The 20,493-nt window shown below is 49.5% G+C and carries 11 protein-coding genes and 1 pseudogene; 8 read left to right on the top strand and 4 right to left on the bottom strand.

The window, feature by feature from the left end:
• Positions 1-18: 18 nt before the first annotated feature.
• Positions 19-1,164 (top strand): tRNA lysidine(34) synthetase TilS, encoded by a 1,146-nt coding sequence (gene tilS / locus QUA16_RS23745; RefSeq protein WP_333103144.1) that lies wholly within the window; start codon positions 19-21, stop codon positions 1,162-1,164.
• On the opposite strand, the gene hmpF is transcribed toward tilS, so the two are convergent.
• The 3 genes and pseudogenes from hmpF to QUA16_RS23730 all read right to left on the bottom strand — a co-directional run bounded on the left by hmpF (position 1,161) and on the right by QUA16_RS23730 (position 5,464).
• Complete coding sequence (gene hmpF, locus QUA16_RS23740) at positions 1,161-2,906, bottom strand: pilus motility taxis protein HmpF (protein ID WP_333103146.1); 1,746 nt, start codon at positions 2,904-2,906, stop codon at positions 1,161-1,163. The genes tilS and hmpF overlap by 4 nt on opposite strands.
• 722 nt (positions 2,907-3,628) lie before the next feature.
• Entirely contained in the window at positions 3,629-4,645 is a 1,017-nt protein-coding gene (locus QUA16_RS23735) for a transposase (protein WP_333103148.1), read from the bottom strand.
• A gap of 179 nt (positions 4,646-4,824) precedes the next feature.
• A pseudogene (locus tag QUA16_RS23730) lies at positions 4,825-5,464 on the bottom strand (IS607 family transposase).
• Between the two features lie 438 nt (positions 5,465-5,902).
• Here QUA16_RS23730 and QUA16_RS23725 point away from each other — a divergent pair.
• From QUA16_RS23725 to QUA16_RS23695, 7 genes are all read left to right on the top strand, one after another.
• Positions 5,903-6,139: a hypothetical protein gene (locus QUA16_RS23725; RefSeq protein ID WP_333181357.1), complete on the top strand. Its 237-nt coding sequence runs from the start codon at positions 5,903-5,905 to the stop codon at positions 6,137-6,139.
• Positions 6,140-6,462: 323 nt separating this feature from the next.
• Positions 6,463-7,701: a response regulator gene (locus tag QUA16_RS23720; protein WP_333103151.1), complete on the top strand. Its 1,239-nt coding sequence runs from the start codon at positions 6,463-6,465 to the stop codon at positions 7,699-7,701.
• 700 nt (positions 7,702-8,401) lie between these two features.
• Positions 8,402-8,935: a chemotaxis protein CheW gene (locus QUA16_RS23715; protein ID WP_039887356.1), complete on the top strand. Its 534-nt coding sequence runs from the start codon at positions 8,402-8,404 to the stop codon at positions 8,933-8,935.
• Between the two features lie 147 nt (positions 8,936-9,082).
• Positions 9,083-12,175 (top strand): methyl-accepting chemotaxis protein, encoded by a 3,093-nt coding sequence (locus tag QUA16_RS23710; RefSeq protein ID WP_333103153.1) that lies wholly within the window; start codon positions 9,083-9,085, stop codon positions 12,173-12,175.
• Between the two features lie 57 nt (positions 12,176-12,232).
• Positions 12,233-13,135 (top strand): HNH endonuclease, encoded by a 903-nt coding sequence (locus QUA16_RS23705; RefSeq protein WP_333181356.1) that lies wholly within the window; start codon positions 12,233-12,235, stop codon positions 13,133-13,135.
• A 51-nt stretch (positions 13,136-13,186) separates the two neighbouring features.
• A complete protein-coding gene (locus QUA16_RS23700) occupies positions 13,187-18,514 on the top strand; it encodes a response regulator (protein ID WP_333103156.1) in 5,328 nt (1,775 codons plus the stop codon).
• 299 nt (positions 18,515-18,813) lie between these two features.
• Positions 18,814-20,085, top strand: coding sequence for a Rid family detoxifying hydrolase (locus tag QUA16_RS23695; protein ID WP_333103157.1), 1,272 nt, complete (start codon positions 18,814-18,816; stop codon positions 20,083-20,085).
• Between the two features lie 40 nt (positions 20,086-20,125).
• On the opposite strand, the gene QUA16_RS23690 is transcribed toward QUA16_RS23695, so the two are convergent.
• Positions 20,126-20,493: ISAs1 family transposase (locus tag QUA16_RS23690; protein WP_445305416.1), on the bottom strand; the 368-nt coding region annotated here is incomplete at its 5' end.

Raw genomic sequence — 20,493 nt, 5'->3', positions numbered from 1 at the left:
TAATGAAAAACTGCTCTCATGGCTGAATCTTCCAATTGGACGCACCTCCACGCTCAACTGCACAAGACGCTGCTTTACCGACAAATATTGCCCTCAAATCAGCGATTGCTAGTAGCAGTATCCGGCGGGCAAGATTCTCTGTGTTTAATTAAATTACTGCTAGATTTGCAGCCAAAATGGGGGTGGAACCTAGCGATTGTTCACTGCGATCATCGTTGGCGTTCTGACTCGGAAGCGTCGGCCAATCATGTAGAACAATTAGCTAAAAACTGGGGAATATCCTACTATTTGAAAACAGCCTCGGACATCCCCAAAACTGAAGCAGCGGCCAGACAGTGGCGATATCAAGCTTTAACCGAAATTGCGATCGCCCACAACTACCCCTACATTGTTACAGGCCACACAGCCAGCGATCGCGCCGAAACACTCCTCTACAACCTGATTCGCGGCAGTGGCGCCGATGGACTTTCTGCCCTCACTTGGACACGCCCCCTGCTCGATTTTCGATTGCCGATTTTCGATTTTCGAGTGGGGAATTCCGGCGAAAATTCCAACTCCCAAATATCTGCCGATTTTCGATTGGAAAATCAGGATGAAAATTCCCAATCGAAAATCCAAAATCTAAAATCTAAAATCTATTTAGTTCGTCCCTTGCTCGAAATAACTCGATCGCAAACAGGTCAATTTTGTCAAGAGCAAAAACTACCCATTTGGGAAGATTACACAAATCAAGACTTGCAATACAGTCGCAACCGGATTCGATCGGAATTATTGCCTTATTTGGAAACTCATTTCAACCCAAAGGCCCAACAAGCGCTAGCTCAAACAGCCGAACTCCTCCGCGCCGACGTAGAATATCTGGAACTTGCAGCCAGCGACTTGCTACAGCGAGCAATGTCTCCGATTGCAGACAGCCCCCAGGTGAATTTTCAACTTCCCGTCAAGTTAAATCGCCCGATTTTGCGGGAAGCACCCCTGGCTTTGCAGCGGCGGGCAATGCGGCAACTACTGCAACAAATATTGCCCTCGGCGCCCAGTTTTGAAAGCGTAGAAAAACTAACCAGCTTAATCGTAGCGCCCAACCGATCGCAAACCGATCCATTTCCTGGAGGAGCGATCGGTCGAGTCGAACACCCTTCGATAATTTTAGATATTAAATTTTAACCTGTTATCAAACCCGAAAGGACTTGCCGCAAATCGGAAACTACCCGATCTTGCTCGTCTCCCGTCTCCTGCACCCGATCGAGTTCCCCCGCCGCCGCTTCGAGCTTTTGGCGTAGCGCAGTCAAATTGTCCTGCACCGGCTGCAACATTTCTTGATAAACATTCACCCTGCCCCAGAGTTGCGCCACTGCACCTTTCTGGTTGAACAAATTCTGCTCTAACTGCTTGAGTTCGTAGCGTTTCGCCTCACTTTCCCCATTTTGGCGGTTGACATTTGCCTCAGTTTGGGATATTGCTTCCCGCACCTGCTGAATTTCGTTTTGCAGTCTTTGCAATTCTTGGCTTTGCTGCTGCCGCTGAGTATTGAGCTGTGCCACAATCGGCCCCAAATCAATATTTCCTCGCTCTTGTTTTGGAGCATTAGCAGTACCCAGCCGCCGCCACAGCACCGCCTGATGCTGCTTTAAAACATCTTCCCGTTCCTGCAACCGGAGGCGCTGTCCCACCAGAGTTTCGTTTAACATCTGATAACTTTCGAGTTCATCTGCCATTTCATTTTCCAAAGCCATGCGATCGTACTCGCTAGCAGCTTGAATTTTTCCTTGCAGCTCCTCGATTGTCTCCCGCTGCAGAGTCAACTCTTCCTCTTGATCGTTAACAAACCGGAACACCTTTTCCAAATCCTGTTGCAGGTGTTGCACCAGCCCCTGTAACTCATCAACAGGCATCTTCTCCAAAGCTGACACATCTACTTTCTGCTCCGTACCCGCAGTACCCGAAGCAGATGCCAGCCTGGAAACTTGCTGGTAAAGATCCTCCACAGCGCGCACCTGCAAAGACACGGACTGAGCCTGATCCTGCTTAGCGCTGAGGGTACTTTGCTGCCCTTTAAGCTCCGCCCGAGCCCCGGCCAAAGCATCTTGAGATTGGTACCACTCTTGCCAGCGGTTTTGGAGGCTCTGATTTTGTCGATCGACCTCTTCTTGTTGCTGTTGAGCTATGCTCTGTTTTTGCTCCAACTGCTGCCAGTGCTGATCCAGAATTGCCTGCTGAGCGCCCACCGCACCAAAAGACTGATTCAGTTGTTCCCGCACCCCTTGGGCCGAAGCAATTGCCCCTCCCAACTTCTGCATCAACTCCTGAATCCTCTGCGTCTGCTGCTCATCAATTACTGCCCCCTGGGGAACCTCAGACTGCTGTTGGGCCACCCGTTGCTGCTCGCCCCGCAACTGTTCCCAAGCCGTCTCTATTTCCACGCGACTGCGATCGACTTCTTCTCGCAGTCGGTTAGCTTCATCTCGAGTATTTTCAATTTCCGAGCGCTGAGCCTCCAGCCGCTCCAACTCCTCTTCCATTTGAGCCAACTGCTCTTCGCGGGCTTGCATTTCCATTTCCCGGCGATTGAGTTCCTGACTCGAAAACGTCAGAGAAGCCTTCCACTGTTCAATTTCCTCTTCCTTATCCTTAAACTTGTCCTGCAATCGCGAGAAATTTTGCAGAATGCTCACCAACTGGCGGGCCGCCTCCTGAATCCGCTGCACTTGCTTGCTAGCGCTCAACTCAACCAGCACCAGCGTGCCGTCGTTAAACTTATTAGCTTCCTCAACTGGGATCGCGTCATCGCCTGGTACGGCGCTCCAGTTATGTTCGCCCCGCTGACAAGCTAGCAGCTTCAGTTCAGCCTTACCGCCACCGAGACCAAAGCCGCTTCTCTGTTTTTGTACTTCCGCTAGATACAGCACACTAATAGTCCTCTGCTTCGTAAAACCTATCCCAACTTACTTTAAGTTACTTAAAGGCCTAAAAAATAAGTGGTGTTTACTTCCTACGCTGTTGGGTAGACGGCTAATCCCAACATAAGTAGGCTATCCCCCTTAAGCCCAAGGTTCTTGACTAAAGATAACATTGCGTGTGATCTTTAGTCAACTTCCCTAAAGTAAAAAAGTATAGGCAAGTAAGGATAACTTTTTGCCACTTAAGTCTTACTTTTTGGTATCGTTTGCCCAATCGGGGGATAGCATTTTTTCCTAACTATAGCAGCACTCACCCATAGCACGTCCTCACGGGAGAACTTCTAGAAAGTACGGCCGCCGGCACTTGTCTGGAGGAATGAGACAGCAGTACCCATGCCGCTTGATTCCAGACTAGCTCTCACTGCGGGGACTGCCATAGGCCAAACCTGAAAAAGGTCAGTCCTTGAACCTCCCCACGTCTAAAGCCGGGGGATTCTTGCCCACATTCAAGGCGACAACGGGACATTAAAATATCCCTCTACTCACTCAAAGAACTTTACTTCTCCTGGAGCGCATACTTGCTGAGTTCTTCCTATTTTTAAGGTTGAACGTGACCTATGCTGCAATTATTTGCCCTTTAACTATTCCGAATTAATCGGATTAGTGCGTTGCCGGGGTTGCTCGCCCTCTAAAATATTTCAATGGGTTGAAAGTTATTCTTACTGATACTTTTAATCCAGACAATCTCCGACAATCGGCGAAAATCTGAATATAGCACACTCATCAGACAGGTCCCAGAGCATGGTGGTATCCCACAAAGCTTTGAGAAAAATCCCCAAAGCACCATTAAAATCGCGGGGTATTTCATAACCACAATTGGGACATCTAAAGTTTTTATAGCCACCCAATTTTTTGTGAATATGACCGCATTTTGTACAAGTTTTAGAAGTGTATTCTTCAGTCACCCTAACCCATCTAGAACCGTAACGATTACAGAGATGTTCTAAGGTTTGGGAGAACTGATAGAATGCCCAAGTCATCATCGCTCTTGCTGACTTAGAATTGAGCTTACGACCTCCTCTTGCTACCATTTGAGAGGTTTCAAAAATGGGCAAGTAAATAACATCATAATTACGAGCCAAGTAACTTGCTACTTGTTTGTGGATTTCAGACCGCAGATTTTTAATCTTCGTCCTCACCCTTTCCATAGCTTGTTTTAATCGATAGCGTAATCGAGAAAACTCGCTACCTTTTGAGCTGCTAAGTTTTGATTGCATCTTATCCAAGTGTTGACACAACCTAGCAATCTTCCCAAAGTCATGTTTCCCAAATTCACTAAAATAATTGCCATCAAATCCGGTCAAGAAACAACGCAGTCCTGGATCGAGTGCGATGGTTTTTCCACCATTTCTCGGCTCCGGGATATCCATCTCTACGGGCATATTCACGAACCAGCGTCCCTTGTTATAGGTAACTTCTACGGCTTTGTCGTACTTAACTAAGCAATAACCTTGTCCAGTCCAGAGGGGCTTTTCCAGGTGTTTGCTAGCATTAGCCATTACATGACCATTCTTGTAATCACCCGGGTCGAACTGAATTGTTTGTTTCTGGGAGCGGATTGACCTGAACCGAGCTAACTTCAGTCCGACTAAAGGATTGGGTTTTGCCTTTTTTCCTTTACCTAATTGAGCGGGCTGCTTGTCAGTCTTCTTCCAAGCTGTATAAGCCTCGAAAAGGGCGTTATCCAAACTGTGTGCTATTCCTAACTCTTTACACCATTCCGGGATTATCTCACAACAAGCGAGTTTTGCAAAAACTCCGAAATGCTTGCTTGCCGGAAGTTTTCCAAACTGGCTGATTAGTCTTTTTATCTACAGTGTACTAGGTAAACTTTCCCTGGTGTTTATTCAGGTAAGCGATTGCATTATTATACACTTTTCGATTGGCATGAATCCTCAACATCCAGACTTTCTTCGTCTCCCCCTTTGGATAGACTCGGTACGTCAGAGTCTTCAATGATTTGCTTTTTGTACTTTCTGAGTCCGTAAAGTCGGCAACGGTCGCCGTGGATGATTGCGAGTATGTCTTCAACCATTTCTCTTTCTGGACTAAGTGAACTATTGTTGAGAACCAAAATCTTACACCCGCCCCGCTCCGCAAACCATGAGATAATATCGAATCCGAACCGGCATCATCTATCTTTTGAGGCAACGACAACCATTCCGATGTCGCCTGTGTAAATGTGTTCCAATAGGGCGATAAGACCTTTTCTTTTGAAGTTGATGCCACTCCCGATGTCTTGGATGATTTCGCATCCGGGGTAGTGAGACAGAAGACAGTCAGCCTGTCGGAGAAGGTCGGCTTTTTGACTTCGACTGCTAACTCTGGCGTAGAGGATGGTTGGTTTAGTAGATGGAATATTGACAACTGAGTCTCCGTCGTAGCGTCGCTGTCCTGACGGCGTTCGGTACGCTTTGATTTTCCCTTCTTTCTCCCACCGCTAAGCGTGTTTTTGAACATACTCCAAGTCGTTGAACAGCGATTCTTGGTGGTACATATGGGGACATATTGGGTTTGGTTAGGTGAATTATCTCAGTATCTACCAATTGTCGGACTTATTACAGAAATGTCTAAGAATCTCTTGTCCTGGGGATTGCTCTGGCGAATTGCTCTGTGCCAATTATACCACTCTGGTTTTAGCAACACAATCTAAAAGTCCCTACCGACTGATCCCCAAATCTAAATCCCCATGTCGTTAGCCATGAGATTGCCTCTGGCGTTTCGATCCAAAAGTTTCTATAGATTTTACACCGCTTTAGTTAGGGGTCGATCGTCAGAAAAGCCATCGCTGCCCCCAAGCGGACGCCATCCTCCGGCGGACTAGGGATTTGAACCGCGCTGCCTTAGAATAGGGTAATGACGCGAGCCTATGACGGAGCCGCGGGCGAGCAAAAAGGTCGATCGGCACTGAGGGTTTTCCTGACAACTGCCAACCAAGGTTCATTTTGACTGCACCTGATTTTAGGGCTGTGGCAAACCCAAAAAAAACCTCGATCGCAACTCATCCAACCCAACAGACTAGCCTCAAGTTCCCATCGGGGATCGATCGGCACTTGCTGCTGGTAGCAGCGGTAAAACCAGAGAATCCTTGGTATTTTGAAGTTGACCTACGCCAAGATGTGCTGGAGAAACTGACGGCATACTCAGCCAAAAACTTCAAAACTTTGGCATCGAAGGCTTGAATCCGTCGGGAATGCCAGCGTTGCACACTCGAAGAACCCGTGCCAGCGTGCGATGTGGATTCTACGAGTTTAGGCAATAGACAACAGTGGGAATAGAAGGTGAAACTCTACACTTAGAGAATGCCGCGAGTTTCGCGGTTTCAGCTTGTGGACTGGTAGCGCGGCCGAGGATCGGCAGCAAGTATCGCCCTTTCGTCAATTCCCAATTGTGAGATCAGCATCAGCGCGTAAATTATTGACGGAAACTAAAGTCAATCTTTTCGCCAGCACACAGTCTTTCCGAGCTCAGACGCCAACGGTTTTAAGGAGGATACTTTAGCTGCATGCAGGGAAATTTGAGTGAAATAGACATCCGCAGCATCCTGCAATTGATTGAGTTAGGTCAGCGAACCGGAGAACTGTTCGTAGAGGCCTACACCTCCACCGGCAGCAGCACGGGTACTCAACCTACGCCGCGCTCCCTTGCAGGACAATCCTGGTATGTCTTCTGCTTCAACGGTCAGATTATTTACGCTACCCAGAGTGCGGGCAGTTTGTTTCGGTTGCGCGACTACCTGCGCCGCTACAAAGCAGATACCGCCCTCGACAAAATCCAAGTTCCCTATATGGCATCTACCAATGCCCCAGAATACGGCTACCTATGGGCCCTGCTAGAAAACCACATCCTCACCCCAGCTCAAGGGCGCAACATCATCCACAGCATGATCCACGAAACCCTCTTTGACTTGCTCAGTCTCCACCAGGGTTCCTTCACTTTTGAAATGGGCCCAGCTTTGGCTCCTCAACTGACCAGCTTAGAAATTAGCTCGCTGCTGGCCAAGATTGTCAAACAGGTACAGCAGTGGAAGCAGTTTCACCCTCACATTCAGTCACCCAACCAATGCCCGGTGATTTCAGACCCCTCCGAACTGCGAGTCGCGCTGCCTGTCAATACCTTTAATACTCTCAGACGCTGGGCCGACGGGCACACTTCGATCCGCCAAATGGCGCGCTACCTCAACCGAGACGTACTCACTGTCGCTAAGGCGATTTACCCCTTTGTGCAGCAGGGATTGGTGCAAGTATTTTACGAACCCTCTGTTGCCCCCACCAACAACAAAAAAGAATGGTCGTCCCCAGAAACCAAGGTTCCCAGAGTTGTCTGTATTGACGACGACAATACTATTCGCAAAACAGTCGAGTCAATTTTAAATGAACACGGTTACGAAGCTACTACGATCGGCAATCCCCTCCAAGCCCTGAGTTTGGTGTTTCCACTCAAACCCGATTTAATTCTGTGTGACATCGCCATGCCGGAACTCGACGGCTACGAAATTTGCGCTATGCTGCGTAGTTCTAGCGCTTTCCGGCAGACGCCGATCGTTATGCTGACGGGCATCGACGGATTTATCGATCGCGTTAAAGCCCGCATGGCCGGAGCTACAGACTTTTACACCAAACCTTTTGGTGAAAGCGAGTTATTGATGCTGGTAGAAAAATATGTGGGTCCGGGCTACCCTCGGCTCAATCTCTCGGAAAGATTATTAGAGCGCTCGCTAGAAGACCAATTAGAAGAAAAATAACTTTCGCACTGATGCCATGATGGGAGCTTTTTTGTACCTGCGGTTAAATCGAGTCTCCGCCGCCCCAAACAGAAAGCTGGGGGTACTATTGGCGAGCGCCCCATAAACTAGAATGTATAAATCCGCGCGCTGGCATAAGCGCGTCGGTAAAACTCTGTTCAATTTCTAGACCCAAGTGGGTCTAACACGCTCAAAGTGCAAATATAATATACTTGTTCTCCACTTGCAGCCGCTCCGAAAAACTGATGTACAGAGCTACTTATGGCTAGGTATTTCTGTACAAAGTCAGAGATTCCAATTCTCAGTCTTAAGTGACTCCGTTCATGATTGTCGCGACACCAGCCATGTCAACAACTCCTCGCTAATCCGAGTATCGGTTTAGCATTCATCGCAGAAATTACCCAGAGTTTTACCAATTGAGACGGCGGTGGGAATACAAAGTGAAGCTTTAGGGGTTTCAAATTAATTGTTCGTAGTCGATTTGAGCTAACTTGCCAGCAAAAGTCGCGCGAATTTATTGATGGCAGTCAATTATTGACGGAGAAAATTTATTGCCAAGGGCCTGCTGCAGTCGGGCCATTCACCCCTTAGCTGTGTCAAGCTTGGCTGTGTCAAGTTTCGACCATCGAAGTTTCGATCGGGTTATTCTTGGCGGGAAACCTCAACAATTTTTGCTAGAAATGCAGGTGTCAGAATTATGATTAGCGGTAGCCCAGACTTTATATTACCAGGACTAGGCGTAGATCCGGCTCCGGAATTCCAAGAACTAGAAACTCCCGAAGGCGAGCTGCACCTGCGGTTCTACGTTCCTTCGGGGAACGAGTTCGCACTGCCAGCGACAGGGATTAGAGAGGTCCTATCCCCGTCCCCAGACCGCATGACACCGATCCCCAACGTTTCCTCTTTGCTTTTAGGTACGCTAAATATGAGAGGACGAGTGATTTGGGTGGCAGACCTCGGCCAATTTCTGGGAGACCAAACACCCCTGAACACAGATAGACCCGAAATCCCAATCGTGGCTGTGGAAGACCAAGACACGATTTTGGGGCTGGCAGTCGATCGAATTGTGGGGATGGACTGGCTCGACGTAGAGCAACTGCACTCTCAGAACAATGCACCAGACGGCATGATTCCATTTCTGAGGGGAGAATGGATGTTAGGTGCACCAGCTCAGAAAGTGCTCCGACTGCTAGATCAAGTGAAAATTCTGCGCTCGGCGCGGTGGGCAGCGTGAAATCGATTTTAGATTTGCGATTTGCGATTTTCGATTGAGGTCTAACCATCAACAGTCACACGACTTGAGGCGCGCATCTAAACATTCAATTCAAGATAAAAATCAAAAATCTCAAATCTAAAATCTAAAATCCAAAGAGGGCGGCAAATGGCAACAAGTACCAACTTTCAGCAGGACTACCAACGGGCAGAAGCGGCCTACATGGATGGCAATTATTCAGAAGCCGCAGCCCTAGTTTATCAATTAGTAGAAGATTTTCCCGAAGACCCCAGCGCTCGCCTGCTGTGCGGACACATTTACTGCTACGGACTGCAACAGTATGAGGTGGCGCGGGAACAGTACACGGTTGTGCTAGGCCTGAGTGACGACCCGAGTTTGGTGGAACACGCTCACAACGGAATTACCTACACAGACCAATTTTTATCTGGAGAGCTGCAAACGGAAAATTTCGAGGCTTTGTCTGCTGAAACGGAATTAGAATTCTACCCAGACTTATCACTCGATGAAGGGTTAGAAGACCCGGATTTGGGACTTTTCCAAGGAAATTCCCCATCCCTTTCCTATAGAAGTCAATCCCCAGACGACATGGAAAACGAGGACTTGGCCGACTTGGGCATGAGTGGCTTGGGGTGGGAACCAGAAGACGACGATGGCGCAGGCTCTGTCCCAGATTTAGCTTCACATTCTAACCCCTTTGGTGGCGACAGCGGCGGAATGGCAGCTTATGCTGAGAACTCCGACTCGCTAGACATAGACGAGTTTGCCGACTCGGACTTTGGAGACCCTTTTGCCTTAGATGATGGAGGGTTTGATGCTGCTGACTTGTCTAGCAGCAAAGTGTCTGGTTCAAGCGCACCTTACTCAGGAGATTCGTTTTCAGAAGCTCCGACTCAGATGCTCAACGGTCAAAGTTTTGCCCCTTCAGAAGTCGGGAATTCCTTCGACTCGAACCAACTAGACTCCCCCATCGGGCCCTCGGACAATTTTGGCGAACCTTTTGCTGCGCTCGATTTGCCAGACGAATTCGACGATAACTCCGACTACGACTACCAATCCCCGCCCCAGAGTGGTCAAAATTACGGTCATAACGCACCCTATGCCGAAGAAGAAGACCCCTTTGCCGAGGCGATGCCCTCGTCGGGTTTCGGGTCTTCTCGACCTCAAAACAAACAGCCGAATAACGGATCGGATTACTCGTCAAATTATTCGCTGGCGGAAGACGAGACACTGTTGATGGGAGGTGCTGTCCCCAACTCCCAAAGTCAAAGATCCAGCCGGGGACAATTTAATTCAGTCGATCGAGCTTCCGCCAACAGCAACGGTTACAGCGACTCGGAACCCCCGGCATTTGGCTCTAGAGACAACTTCGAGTTAGATGCTTTTGAAGACGACGCTTTTAGCGATGCTTTCTCTTTCGACGAAAACGAACAAGCAACAGCTTTCGGAGCTTCCGACAAGAACAGCAGCGCCTGGTCGTCAAAAACTGGGAACGCTCAAGCACACAGCGACTTTTTAGACGAATTTGACGAGTTTGACGATTTAGGCAATTTGCCGGACTTTGATATCTCAGAAGATGCCACCAGTTCGATGTTGACTAGAGGTAACACCAATTTCGGCAACTCGACCAGCGGCATGATGGGAACGACGGGCAGCAGCCTGGACTTTGACAACAGCGATGGCTCAGCAATTCGGGATGACGAAATATTTAGCATAAGCGGCCCGGCTGATGCGTCTGTGTCGAGTTTTTCTCCCACCGAAACAGAAGCGGTCGATACTTCGGTAACAGTAGAACAGGGGGGACTGGCTTTCTTGGAAAATGCCCCTTTGTTTACAAAACAGTTGTACACGGCAATTGGGGCGGGACTGGTTTCTCTGGTAGCTGTGGCTTTCGTCACCAACATTGCCTCCTATCAAGCTCTGCGGCAAGACAAACCGGAGGCGATCGTTTACCTGCGCCAAACAGGCTGGGTAATGACCGCAGCAGCAGGCTTTACGAGCTTTTTAACTTCTTGGGGCATCGGTCAGTTGATCGCCAAGCAGGTACGCAAGTCGTCGGATAATTTGCAAGCTCAGTTCGATGCCGTATCTCAAGGAACTTTGGATGCTCGCGCTACGGTTTACTCGGAAGATGAATTTGGCAAAATGGCTGCTAAATTCAACCACATGGCGAAGGTCATCCAAACCACGATTAGCGATACCAGGCGCAAGTCTGACGAGCAGGAACAGGCAAAAGAAGACTTGCAGCGCCAAGTGATTCGCTTGCTAGACGACGTGGAAGGAGCGGCTCGGGGTGACTTGACGGTGACTGCAGAAGTGACCGCAGACGTTTTGGGTGCTGTTGCTGACTCGTTTAACTTGACAATTCAAAATCTGCGCGAAATCGTCCATCAGGTGAAACAGGCGGCTCGGGAGGTCAGCAAAGGCGCTACGGATAGTGCTAAGTTTGCGGGCGATTTGTCTTCCGACGCGCTGCGACAAGCTGAGGAACTGGCGGCAACCCTGAATTCCGTGCAAGTCCTCACCGATGCGATTCAGCGGGTCGCAGAGAGCGCTAGAGAGGCGGAAGAAGTGGCCCGGGGCGCGGCGGCAACGGCTCTGAAAGGAGGCGAGGCTGTGGAGCGGACGGTGGCCGGGATTTTGGAAATTCGAGAAACGGTAGCAGAAACCACTAGAAAAGTCAAGCGGTTGGCGGAAGCTTCTCAAGAAATTTCTAAGATTGTGGCTTTAATTGCGACGATCGCCTCCCGGACGAATTTGTTGGCACTCAACGCCAGTATTGAGGCGGCGAGAGCTGGGGAAGCGGGTAGGGGTTTCGCGATCGTGGCAGACGAGGTGCGACAATTGGCAGACCGATCGGCCAAGTCTTTGAAAGAAATCGAACAGATCGTGATGCAAATTCAAAGCGAAACCGGCGCGGTAATGACGGCGATGGAAGAAGGGACGCAGCAGGTTATTGAGGGGACAAAATTGGCAGAACAGGCGAAGCGATCGCTTGAAGATATCATTCAAGTAACTAACCGAATTGACGTGTTAGTGCGATCGATTACTGCCGACACTGTAGAGCAAAACGAAACAGCTCGCGCGGTCGCCAGTGTGATGCAGGCTGTCGAGCTGACCGCTCAGGAAACGTCCCAAGAAGCGCAGCGAGTTTCGGGTGCTTTGCAAAATTTGGTGGGCGTTGCTCGCGACCTTTTGACATCGGTGGAAAGATTCCGAGTAGAAACAGCAGAAAGGCAGTAATCAATTGTCTAATGCTTTTTTTGCTGGCTGATTTACAAGCACGTTAGTGTGGCAACAATGGCAGACAAAAAGCAACCTCGCAGTCTTGAAACCGCTGCGGGGATGCCAATCCAACACCTAAACAAAGTAGGAGTTGCACAGATGGACGATAACATAGTAGAGGTAATACCGGGCATCTTTGGTGAAGTTCAGCCGACGGGCTGTATTATCTCTACCCTAACCAAATCTAGCAGTGGCTATGCCAATAAAAGACTTCGCATTAACGGTGAATGGAAAACGTTTACTGTCCACCGTTTAGTATTAGAAAATATCTTAGGTCGTCCGATTAGACCAGAATACTTTGCTTGCCACACTTGTGATGTCCGCAACTGCATTAATCCAAACCATTTATGGGAAGGTTCTAGACTGGAAAATTCTCAAGATAGGTTTAAGAAAGGACGAATTAAAGATGTAGGAAGTACATCTGCGCCGAAACCTCAAAAACAAGTGCGAGGCATAGAAGTAATTCCAGGCATTCGCGCTGAAATACAGCCGAACGGCTGCATGATTTGTACCTTGGCTAAAAGAAGTGATGGTTACGCCATTAAAGGTACTAAAATTAAGGGCAAAACTCAAAGCTTCTACGCTCACAGACTGGTACTGGAACACAGACTGGGAAGACCTGTTAAACCCGGTTATTTTGCGTGTCACAGTTGCGACGATCGCGGTTGTATCAATCCCGACCATTTGTGGGAAGGAACCCCCGCCGATAACTCCCGCGATGCTATAGAAAAAAACCGCTTTCCTTTCGTTCCAGGCAAGATAGGTCCTAACCGCAAACTCAAACCCGAACAAGTGCAGCAGATTCGCTATCTTTTAAGTGAGGGCATATCGAAAGCAAAAATAGCCAGGACATTTGCCATATCTCGCAGTCAGATTATTCTCTTGGCAAGGGGCGAGATATACAAAGACATTCTCTAGAACTACTAACATAGACCCAATACAATAACGCTTAAAATCAGGAATAAAACTATGCTACCGGAGCAACAACAGAGGATCATGGGCTACTTTATTGAGGAGGCAAAAGACCACCTCAATACGATCGAACAAGGGTTGCTGAATCTGCAAACCACGATCGAAGACCCAGAACTGGTCAACGAAGTATTTAGGGCCGCTCACTCTGTCAAAGGAGGAGCAGCAATGCTGGGGCTGACGAGCATTCAGCAAACAGCTCACAGACTAGAAGATAGTTTTAAAGTATTAAAAGAGTGCAGCGTTAAAGTAGACCAACAGCTAGAGTCCCTTTTTCTGCGAATTTTTGACACATTGCAAGGGCTGTTAGAGCAACTGTCGGGGCCTTTTGGACTGACAGAAGAATTGGGAGAACAGATGGTTCGAGAATTAGAACCAGTATTTGAAGAGCTCAACGGGCACTTGGGGGGACTCGTTGGACACGGAGAATACCATGCAGACGAGAGCTACGCGATGGCAGTACCCGAACCAGTTATGGCGGGGGTGGGAGTCGGGGCGTTTGCCTCATCAAGGAGTTTTCCAGATTCGCGGTCAGTTTACGCACCGGATGCCAGAACAACAGAAGACAGCGCGCTGCAGCTAGTATTTGAGTCGGACGTGCCGGCGAGGATGCGGGAACTGCTGCAAGAGTTCAAACAGCCCGAAGGGCCAGAAAGCAGGCGACAACTCAAGAACATTTGTCGGAACTTGCTCAGGGCAGGGGAAGAATTTGAACTGCCCTGCTGGATAGCATTGATCCAAGCTGTATCCAAGGCGATCGCCAATCCAGAAAATACCTACCGCACCTTAGCCCCAACGGTGATCAAAGACATCAAACAAGCGCAAGAACTGGTAATTTCTGGTCTAGAATCGTCGATCGCACCAAGCGAAAAACTTCTGTCGCTGCAGCCGGCTGTTCTGGTTCCAGAAACGGATTTTGAAGATTTGCTGGCCTTTGCTCAACCAAGTAAATCCGGGAAAAATGTGGTTTCTGTTGAGGATGAGGCCTGGGATCTGGTGGGATCGGGCGATTCCCAGGATGGATTGAACAAGTTGCTGCCGACTATTTCGGGGCTGAGTATAGACGAGCTGTTCGACCAACTCGACAGCGGCGACAGCAACGATGACAATGGCATTCGATCGTCCCATTTCGACGAAGATTCCGCCTTCGCAGAATCGGATATAGAGACGGGTACTTTTAGAGGCTCGACCCGCACCGGCCCGGAAGTGGGCGCTGCAGAACTCAACACTTTAGCTGACTTGTTTGACGGCGAGTCCCCGGATCTCGACGGCGCTTGGGAAGAAGAAGAAGACCTCGACTATGCACAGTCTTCTGGGATATCGGCGGCCCGAATGCTGGGGTTAGACGACGACAATTCCGGCGATTTTACTGATTTGTTGTTTGACGAATACGATCGTAGCGAAAGTTCGGAAACGAACACGACGCCTCCGATTGACGATTTGACGAGTTTGTTTGGGGAGGATTTGCTGTTTGGAGACGAGGCAGAGGGATCGGCAGTAGCTGTCGGTCAGAAAAATGCGGGTTCGAGCCAGCGGTTAACTAGCAAACACGTTAAAACGGGTAACGGTAAGGGCGGTTTGGAGTGGCGAGACGACACGGTGGGCCCAGCGAGGGGACAAGCGGACGAAGATGCTCTCGGTACACTTTTGGACGAAGTGGCTGCCCAAACTTCTGCAGGTGGTACGGAGGACAATGCTGATTTCGAGAACTTGTTCGGCGATTTAGGCTTATCTGAGACAACAGGTGGGCCGGCAGTCTCTTCGGAGTATTCCCTGAAGTCTGAGGCTTTAGACGGAGAATCGAAGGAGCAGGCCGCCGGGGGGGGCAATAATTCAACGGATGCCAAAGCGCTTGCTCTGCCTGAAATAGATGATTTCGAGTTGCTCTCTGAGCTTGACGAGGATTCGGATTTGAGCGAGCTGTTGGGGATTACTTCTAATTTCCTTTCTTCAGAAGACGAAGCTGGGGAGAACGGGGGCGATCGAGATCGAGCAGCACGCATCCCACAAAATGAGGAAATGGGCAACGTTCTTAACATGACATCAAATTCTGATTTAGATATCTCTGTGGATGGAAACTGGCTAGAAGATGCTTTCGGCCTGGAAGACGAGTCTGTGCAATCGCTCAACCTGGATCTGGAGGATACGGATTTGGATGCGCTGTTTGGGGATATGACCTCGGGCGCGATTTCTGAGGATGAAGAGACTGTGCGGGATCGGCAAGGAGTGGCTACTTCCCAAGAAGCTGCCGATTTGGCTGAGCTTTTCGGTTCTGTACCTACGGGTACTGAGTATGACGGAGAAGCTTCGGGGCAAGCCCGTGGGCGTTGGCTCAAGGATGGGAATTCACAATTGCTGAGTGCCGATGTGGGAGTTGATGAGGGCGACTTGGGGAGTTTGTTCGACAACAATAACAATGGTGCGGCTGTTTCCGACCAAGGCTGGGCAAATTCGGCAGAGGTTGAACTTGGGGCCTTGTCCGACGATCGTCCTGAGTCGGAAATTTCCAATGTCGAATCTGATGAGGGCGCAGCTTTCGATTTCTTGGAGGATATGTTTGGCGAAGGCATGGTGGACCCAGGCGATGCTGGAACGGCGCCAGATGACGGCGCGGCGGTGGATGTGAAGGATTTGTCTGCCGAACCTGCCGAGGGTTTGGCAGGCGGGGTGAGTGCGGATTTGTTCGATCGAGCCGAAACAGATGGCGCCGGGGAATCTGAGGGCGAAGATGATTTGTTTGATGCCCTGGAAACGGATTTTTTGAGTGCGGATTTAGAGCCGCTGCCTGCAGAATCTCTCGATGGTATGTTGGAGGGCGATGCTGACTTGCTCTCGGCGATGGAAACCGGCGCTACTCTCAACAACGCAGAGTTGGAGGGTTTTGATGATTTGTTGGATTCGATCGATGCTGAGGTTCTGGTGACTTCGGAACTGACGACGGGCTTTTGGGACGCTGAGGACGACTCCGCCGAGGCAGATTCCTCGGAGTTGGAAGAGGGATCGCTGGCAGACTTTTTTGCCGAGGGCGAATCAGGCGATGAGGATGATGGCGAAGGCAATTTTGACGATTTAGAAGCACTGTTAATCGCAGGGGGCGCAGGATCTGTCCTAGCAGCTTCTGGAAGCACAAATCAGAGTCCGGTAAGTACAGAAGTTTTCTCGGGTCTCGAAGAACTCCTCAGCGAGAGCGCAACTATGCCGGAAATTCACGGGCTACCGGCGACAACTGCTAGTAAAGCTCCGCGCACTGCTGCCGATGAGAGCGACGACGAATTCGGCGATTTAGAAAAACTGCTCGAAGATCCCAAGGACGGCGGCCGCCAAGGGGAAGCCAATATCGGGCCGTCGGCACTCAACAGAGGAAGGCGGAATGCCCGCGCGGGCGGGTTCGGCGACCAGACGATGCGGGTGCCGGTCAAGCAACTGGACAACCTCAGCAATTTGATGGGGGAACTGGTGGTGAACCGCAACAGTTTGGAGCAAGACCAAGAACGGATGCGGCAGTTTTTGGACAATTTGCTGCACCAGGTGGCGCTGCTGAGCGATGTGAGCCAGCGGACTCAGGATTTCTACGAGCGGAGTCTTTTGGAGATTGCTTTGCTGGCAAATCGGCAGGGACACCGATCGGCCTGGCGCTCTGAGGATTCGGCCCACACCAGGGAAAGTGCCTGGAGACCGGAGGAAATGGACAGGTTTACTCCTTTCCACAGTTTGGCTCAGGAGATTATTGAGCTGATCGTGCGGGTGCGGGAGTCGGCGGCGGACATTGAGTTTTTGGTGGATGAGGCGGATCAGGTGACTCGCCAACTGCGACAAGTTACGACTCAACTGCAAGAAGGTTTGACTCGCGCCCGGATGAAGCCGTTTGCGGAGACGACGGACAGGCTGTTCCGGGCGGTGCGGGAAATTGCGATTAAGTGCGGGAAGCAGGCTCAGTTGCAGGTTGAGGGTAAGGAGATTTTGATTGACAAGATGATTGTGGATCAGCTTTATGACCCGATGACTCATTTGGTAAACAATGCGATTACTCACGGGATCGAAGCGCCGGAGGTGCGTCTGGCGGCTGGGAAGCCTGCAGTCGGCAGGATTACGATTCGGGCTTTCCACCAAGGGAACCAAACCGTGGTTTCGGTTTCTGATGACGGGGCCGGAATTGACCCGCAAAAGGTGAAGGCGAAGGCGATTAAGCAGGGTATGCTGACGGCGGCTCAGGCTCAGAGGATGTCTCGCTCGGAAGTTTACGATTTGCTGTTTATGCCGGGTTTCAGCACTCAGGAACAGGCGACCGAGTACGCCGGCCGGGGGGTCGGTATGAATGTGGTACAGACTTCCTTGCAGGAAATTCGGGGTACTGTGTCGATCGATTCAACCATCGGCAAGGGGACTGTGTTTACGATCCGTTTGCCTCTGGTGTTGAGTATTTCTAAGGCTCTGACTTGCATTAGCGATCGCGCTCGCATTGCTTTCCCGATGGATGGGGTCGAAGATATGATCGATGTGCCTCGCGATCAGGTGACGACGGGGGCGGATGGTTTGCCTTGCATTGAGTGGCGGGGCCAAAGCTTGCCGTTCCGGCCGCTGCGGGATCTGCTGGCTTACAGTCGCCATTTGGGTCGGGGCAGTGTTTACGGGTTCAATACTGACGATGACATGATTTCGGTGATTGTGCTGCGCTCTGCTGGCAATTTCTTGGCGGTGCAGGTGGATCAGGTTTCGACGGAACAGGAAATTGTGATCAAGCCGTTGGAAGGGCCGGTGCCGAAGCCGATCGGGATTGCTGGGGCCACCGTGCTTGGGGACGGTCGGATCGTGGCGATTGCGGATGTTCTGGAACTGATCGATTTGGCTACGGGAAGGCTGCGGAAGGACACTGGCGGTACCCTTTGGGATGAGGGCGATCGGGCTGCTGCGGAGGCGGAAATCGAGAAGACTGAGCCGACTGTGCTGATTGTGGATGATTCGATTACCGTGCGATCGCTCTTGTCGATTACTTTCGAGAAGTCTGGCTATCGTGTGGAAGAAGCTCGCGACGGTAAGGAAGCTTGGGAAAAGATGAAATCTGGTCTGCCTTGCGATATCGTTTTCTGCGATATTGAAATGCCGAGAATGGATGGTTTGGAACTACTTTCTCGGATGCAGAAGGATGCGGTTTTGTGTGAATTGCCGATCGCGATGTTGACTTCTCGCGGTGCTGACAGACACCGCCAAATGGCTTACAGTTTGGGCGCCAAAGGCTATTTCACTAAGCCTTATTTGGAGGAGCAATTGCTTGATGCTGCTTCTCGGATGTTGAAAGGTGAGGTTGTTGGTGCTCCGGTTGGTGTGTAATCTGTAAATCTGCTTTTATCTGCGGTTGAAAAATGGGAATTTGTTAACCGCAGATGAAATTGGATTGATTAAACCGCAGAGGACACAGAGAACGCAGAGAAAGAGAACAGAGAGATCGATGATTCCGAGGAAGGACGAATTTGATATAATTTATCGGCGTTTATCTGTGTTTATCTGCGGTTGAAAAAGGGAGTTGATTGACCGCAGATGAAAATGGATTGATGCGGATTTAGATCGCGCTTTCGGTTTTGGTGGTAGGCTGGGAATGTGGGGTGTAGCGGAAGGGCGAGCGGTTATTTATGAAAGCTGAAGAACTTTTAGAAAGATACGCTAAAGGCGAACGGGACTTTAATAACGTACAGCTAAGTGGGATAGACCTCAAAGGTGCAGACTTGAGTGGAATAGACCTACGCGGTGCAAATTTGACAGGAGCTGAGTTGAATGAGGCAACTTTGAACAAAGCAAGCCTCTATGGCGCAGACTTGAGTAGAGCATCCCTGTTAGGAGCAAACTTAATCGGGCTGGAAGGTAATAGTGTCAACTTCAGTTTTGCAGACCTCAGCGGGGCTGACTTGAGTATGGCAAACCTCAATGGGGCCAATTTGAGTAATACTAAACTGGACAATGCAAACCTGAGTGAGGCCCAATTAAGCTCTGTATCGTTAACTAAAGCCTCCTTGAAGAACGCAAAGTTAAATAGAGCAAACCTGAGCAAGTCAAATTTGACTAGGGCAAACTTGACAGGAGCAGAATTGATTCAAGTGAACTTAGGGGGTGCTAACCTCGAAGGTGTCAATTTTCAGAGAGCCAAACTCCGAGGTGTCAATCTGTCTGCATTTAACTTATCAGGCGTGAATCTGACTGAGGCGGATGTTAGTGCAGCAGACCTCACAGGGACTAATTTGAAAAAAGCCTGTATGAAAAGGACAAATCTAAAAAAAGCTAGCCTTAAAAAAGCAACTATAATGCTAGCAAGTTTGGAGGAAGCCAACCTTCAGGAAGCAGACTTGACGGATGCTCAAACCTATGATTGGAATATTAAAAATGCAGACTTCACTGGTGCGATAATGCCAGATGGAGAAATTTACCAATCAGAAATCTCAGAACCAGAAATCGACAGCAAACAAACCTCTCAACAAGAATCCCAAAAACTAACATCTATGACGCGCAAAATTATTCGTACTGACAAAGCACCGGCACCCGTGGGCCCTTACAATCAAGCCATTGCCGCAACGGGCACTATGCTGTTTGTAGCTGGTCAAATTGCGATCGACATTAGACTAAACGATATTGTCTACACCGACGATGTGGCAAAACAAACCGAACAAGTTATGGCAAATCTCGAAGCCATTCTCACAGAAGCCGGCGCTACTTGGTTGGATGTGGTAAAAACTACGGTTTTCCTCAAAGATATGAATGATTTTGCCGCTGTGAATGCGGTTTATGCGAAATATTTTGATGCGGAAACTGCACCGGCGCGCGCTTGTGTAGAGGTTTCGCGTTTGCCGAAAGATGTGTTAGTTGAAATTGACTGTATTGCTGTGATACCAATTTTATATGAGGCTGCATAGAATCTGATCCCCCCTAACCCCCCTTAATAAGCAGGGTGGATTAATTGTCAAAAGAGTAAACCAGTGGGGCTAGGCTATTTGCTGACGAGCACGCGCCAGATTTAATTGGTTTGTCTTGATGAGATAAACCGAAAAGTAATTCGCTAACATATTCAAGTTGATTGGCCATACATCTTAAAGCTTCAGGAAGTGTATTTGTACCGAGCATCCGAGCTAGAGATAGTAAAAATTGTCTGACCATTGCCCAGTTCGCAGGTGCATTGCCACCTCGATGGATGCAGTTATCCTCATTTAACGTCACATCTTTAACCCAATGCAGCCGATTCTCTAGGAACCAATGTCCTCGAATTGCCGACGCAAATTGGCTTGCCGACCAATCCTTACTACTTAAATAATAATGCGTTTCAT

This window comes from Microcoleus sp. S13_C3, assembly GCF_036700905.1.
In the GTDB taxonomy this organism is placed as follows: Bacteria; Cyanobacteriota; Cyanobacteriia; order Cyanobacteriales; family Microcoleaceae; genus Microcoleus.
Note: the sequence above shows the minus strand (reverse complement) of the source record. Positions and strands in the feature narration are given on the sequence as shown.

Coding starts and splice junctions, on each gene's coding strand:
- QUA16_RS23720 (WP_333103151.1), top strand. CDS start 6,463: ATGCAGGGAAATTTGAGTGAAATAGACATCCGCAGCATCCTGCAATTG.
- tilS (WP_333103144.1), top strand. CDS start 19: ATGGCTGAATCTTCCAATTGGACGCACCTCCACGCTCAACTGCACAAG.
- QUA16_RS23705 (WP_333181356.1), top strand. CDS start 12,233: ATGGCAGACAAAAAGCAACCTCGCAGTCTTGAAACCGCTGCGGGGATG.
- QUA16_RS23700 (WP_333103156.1), top strand. CDS start 13,187: ATGCTACCGGAGCAACAACAGAGGATCATGGGCTACTTTATTGAGGAG.
- QUA16_RS23710 (WP_333103153.1), top strand. CDS start 9,083: ATGGCAACAAGTACCAACTTTCAGCAGGACTACCAACGGGCAGAAGCG.
- QUA16_RS23695 (WP_333103157.1), top strand. CDS start 18,814: ATGAAAGCTGAAGAACTTTTAGAAAGATACGCTAAAGGCGAACGGGAC.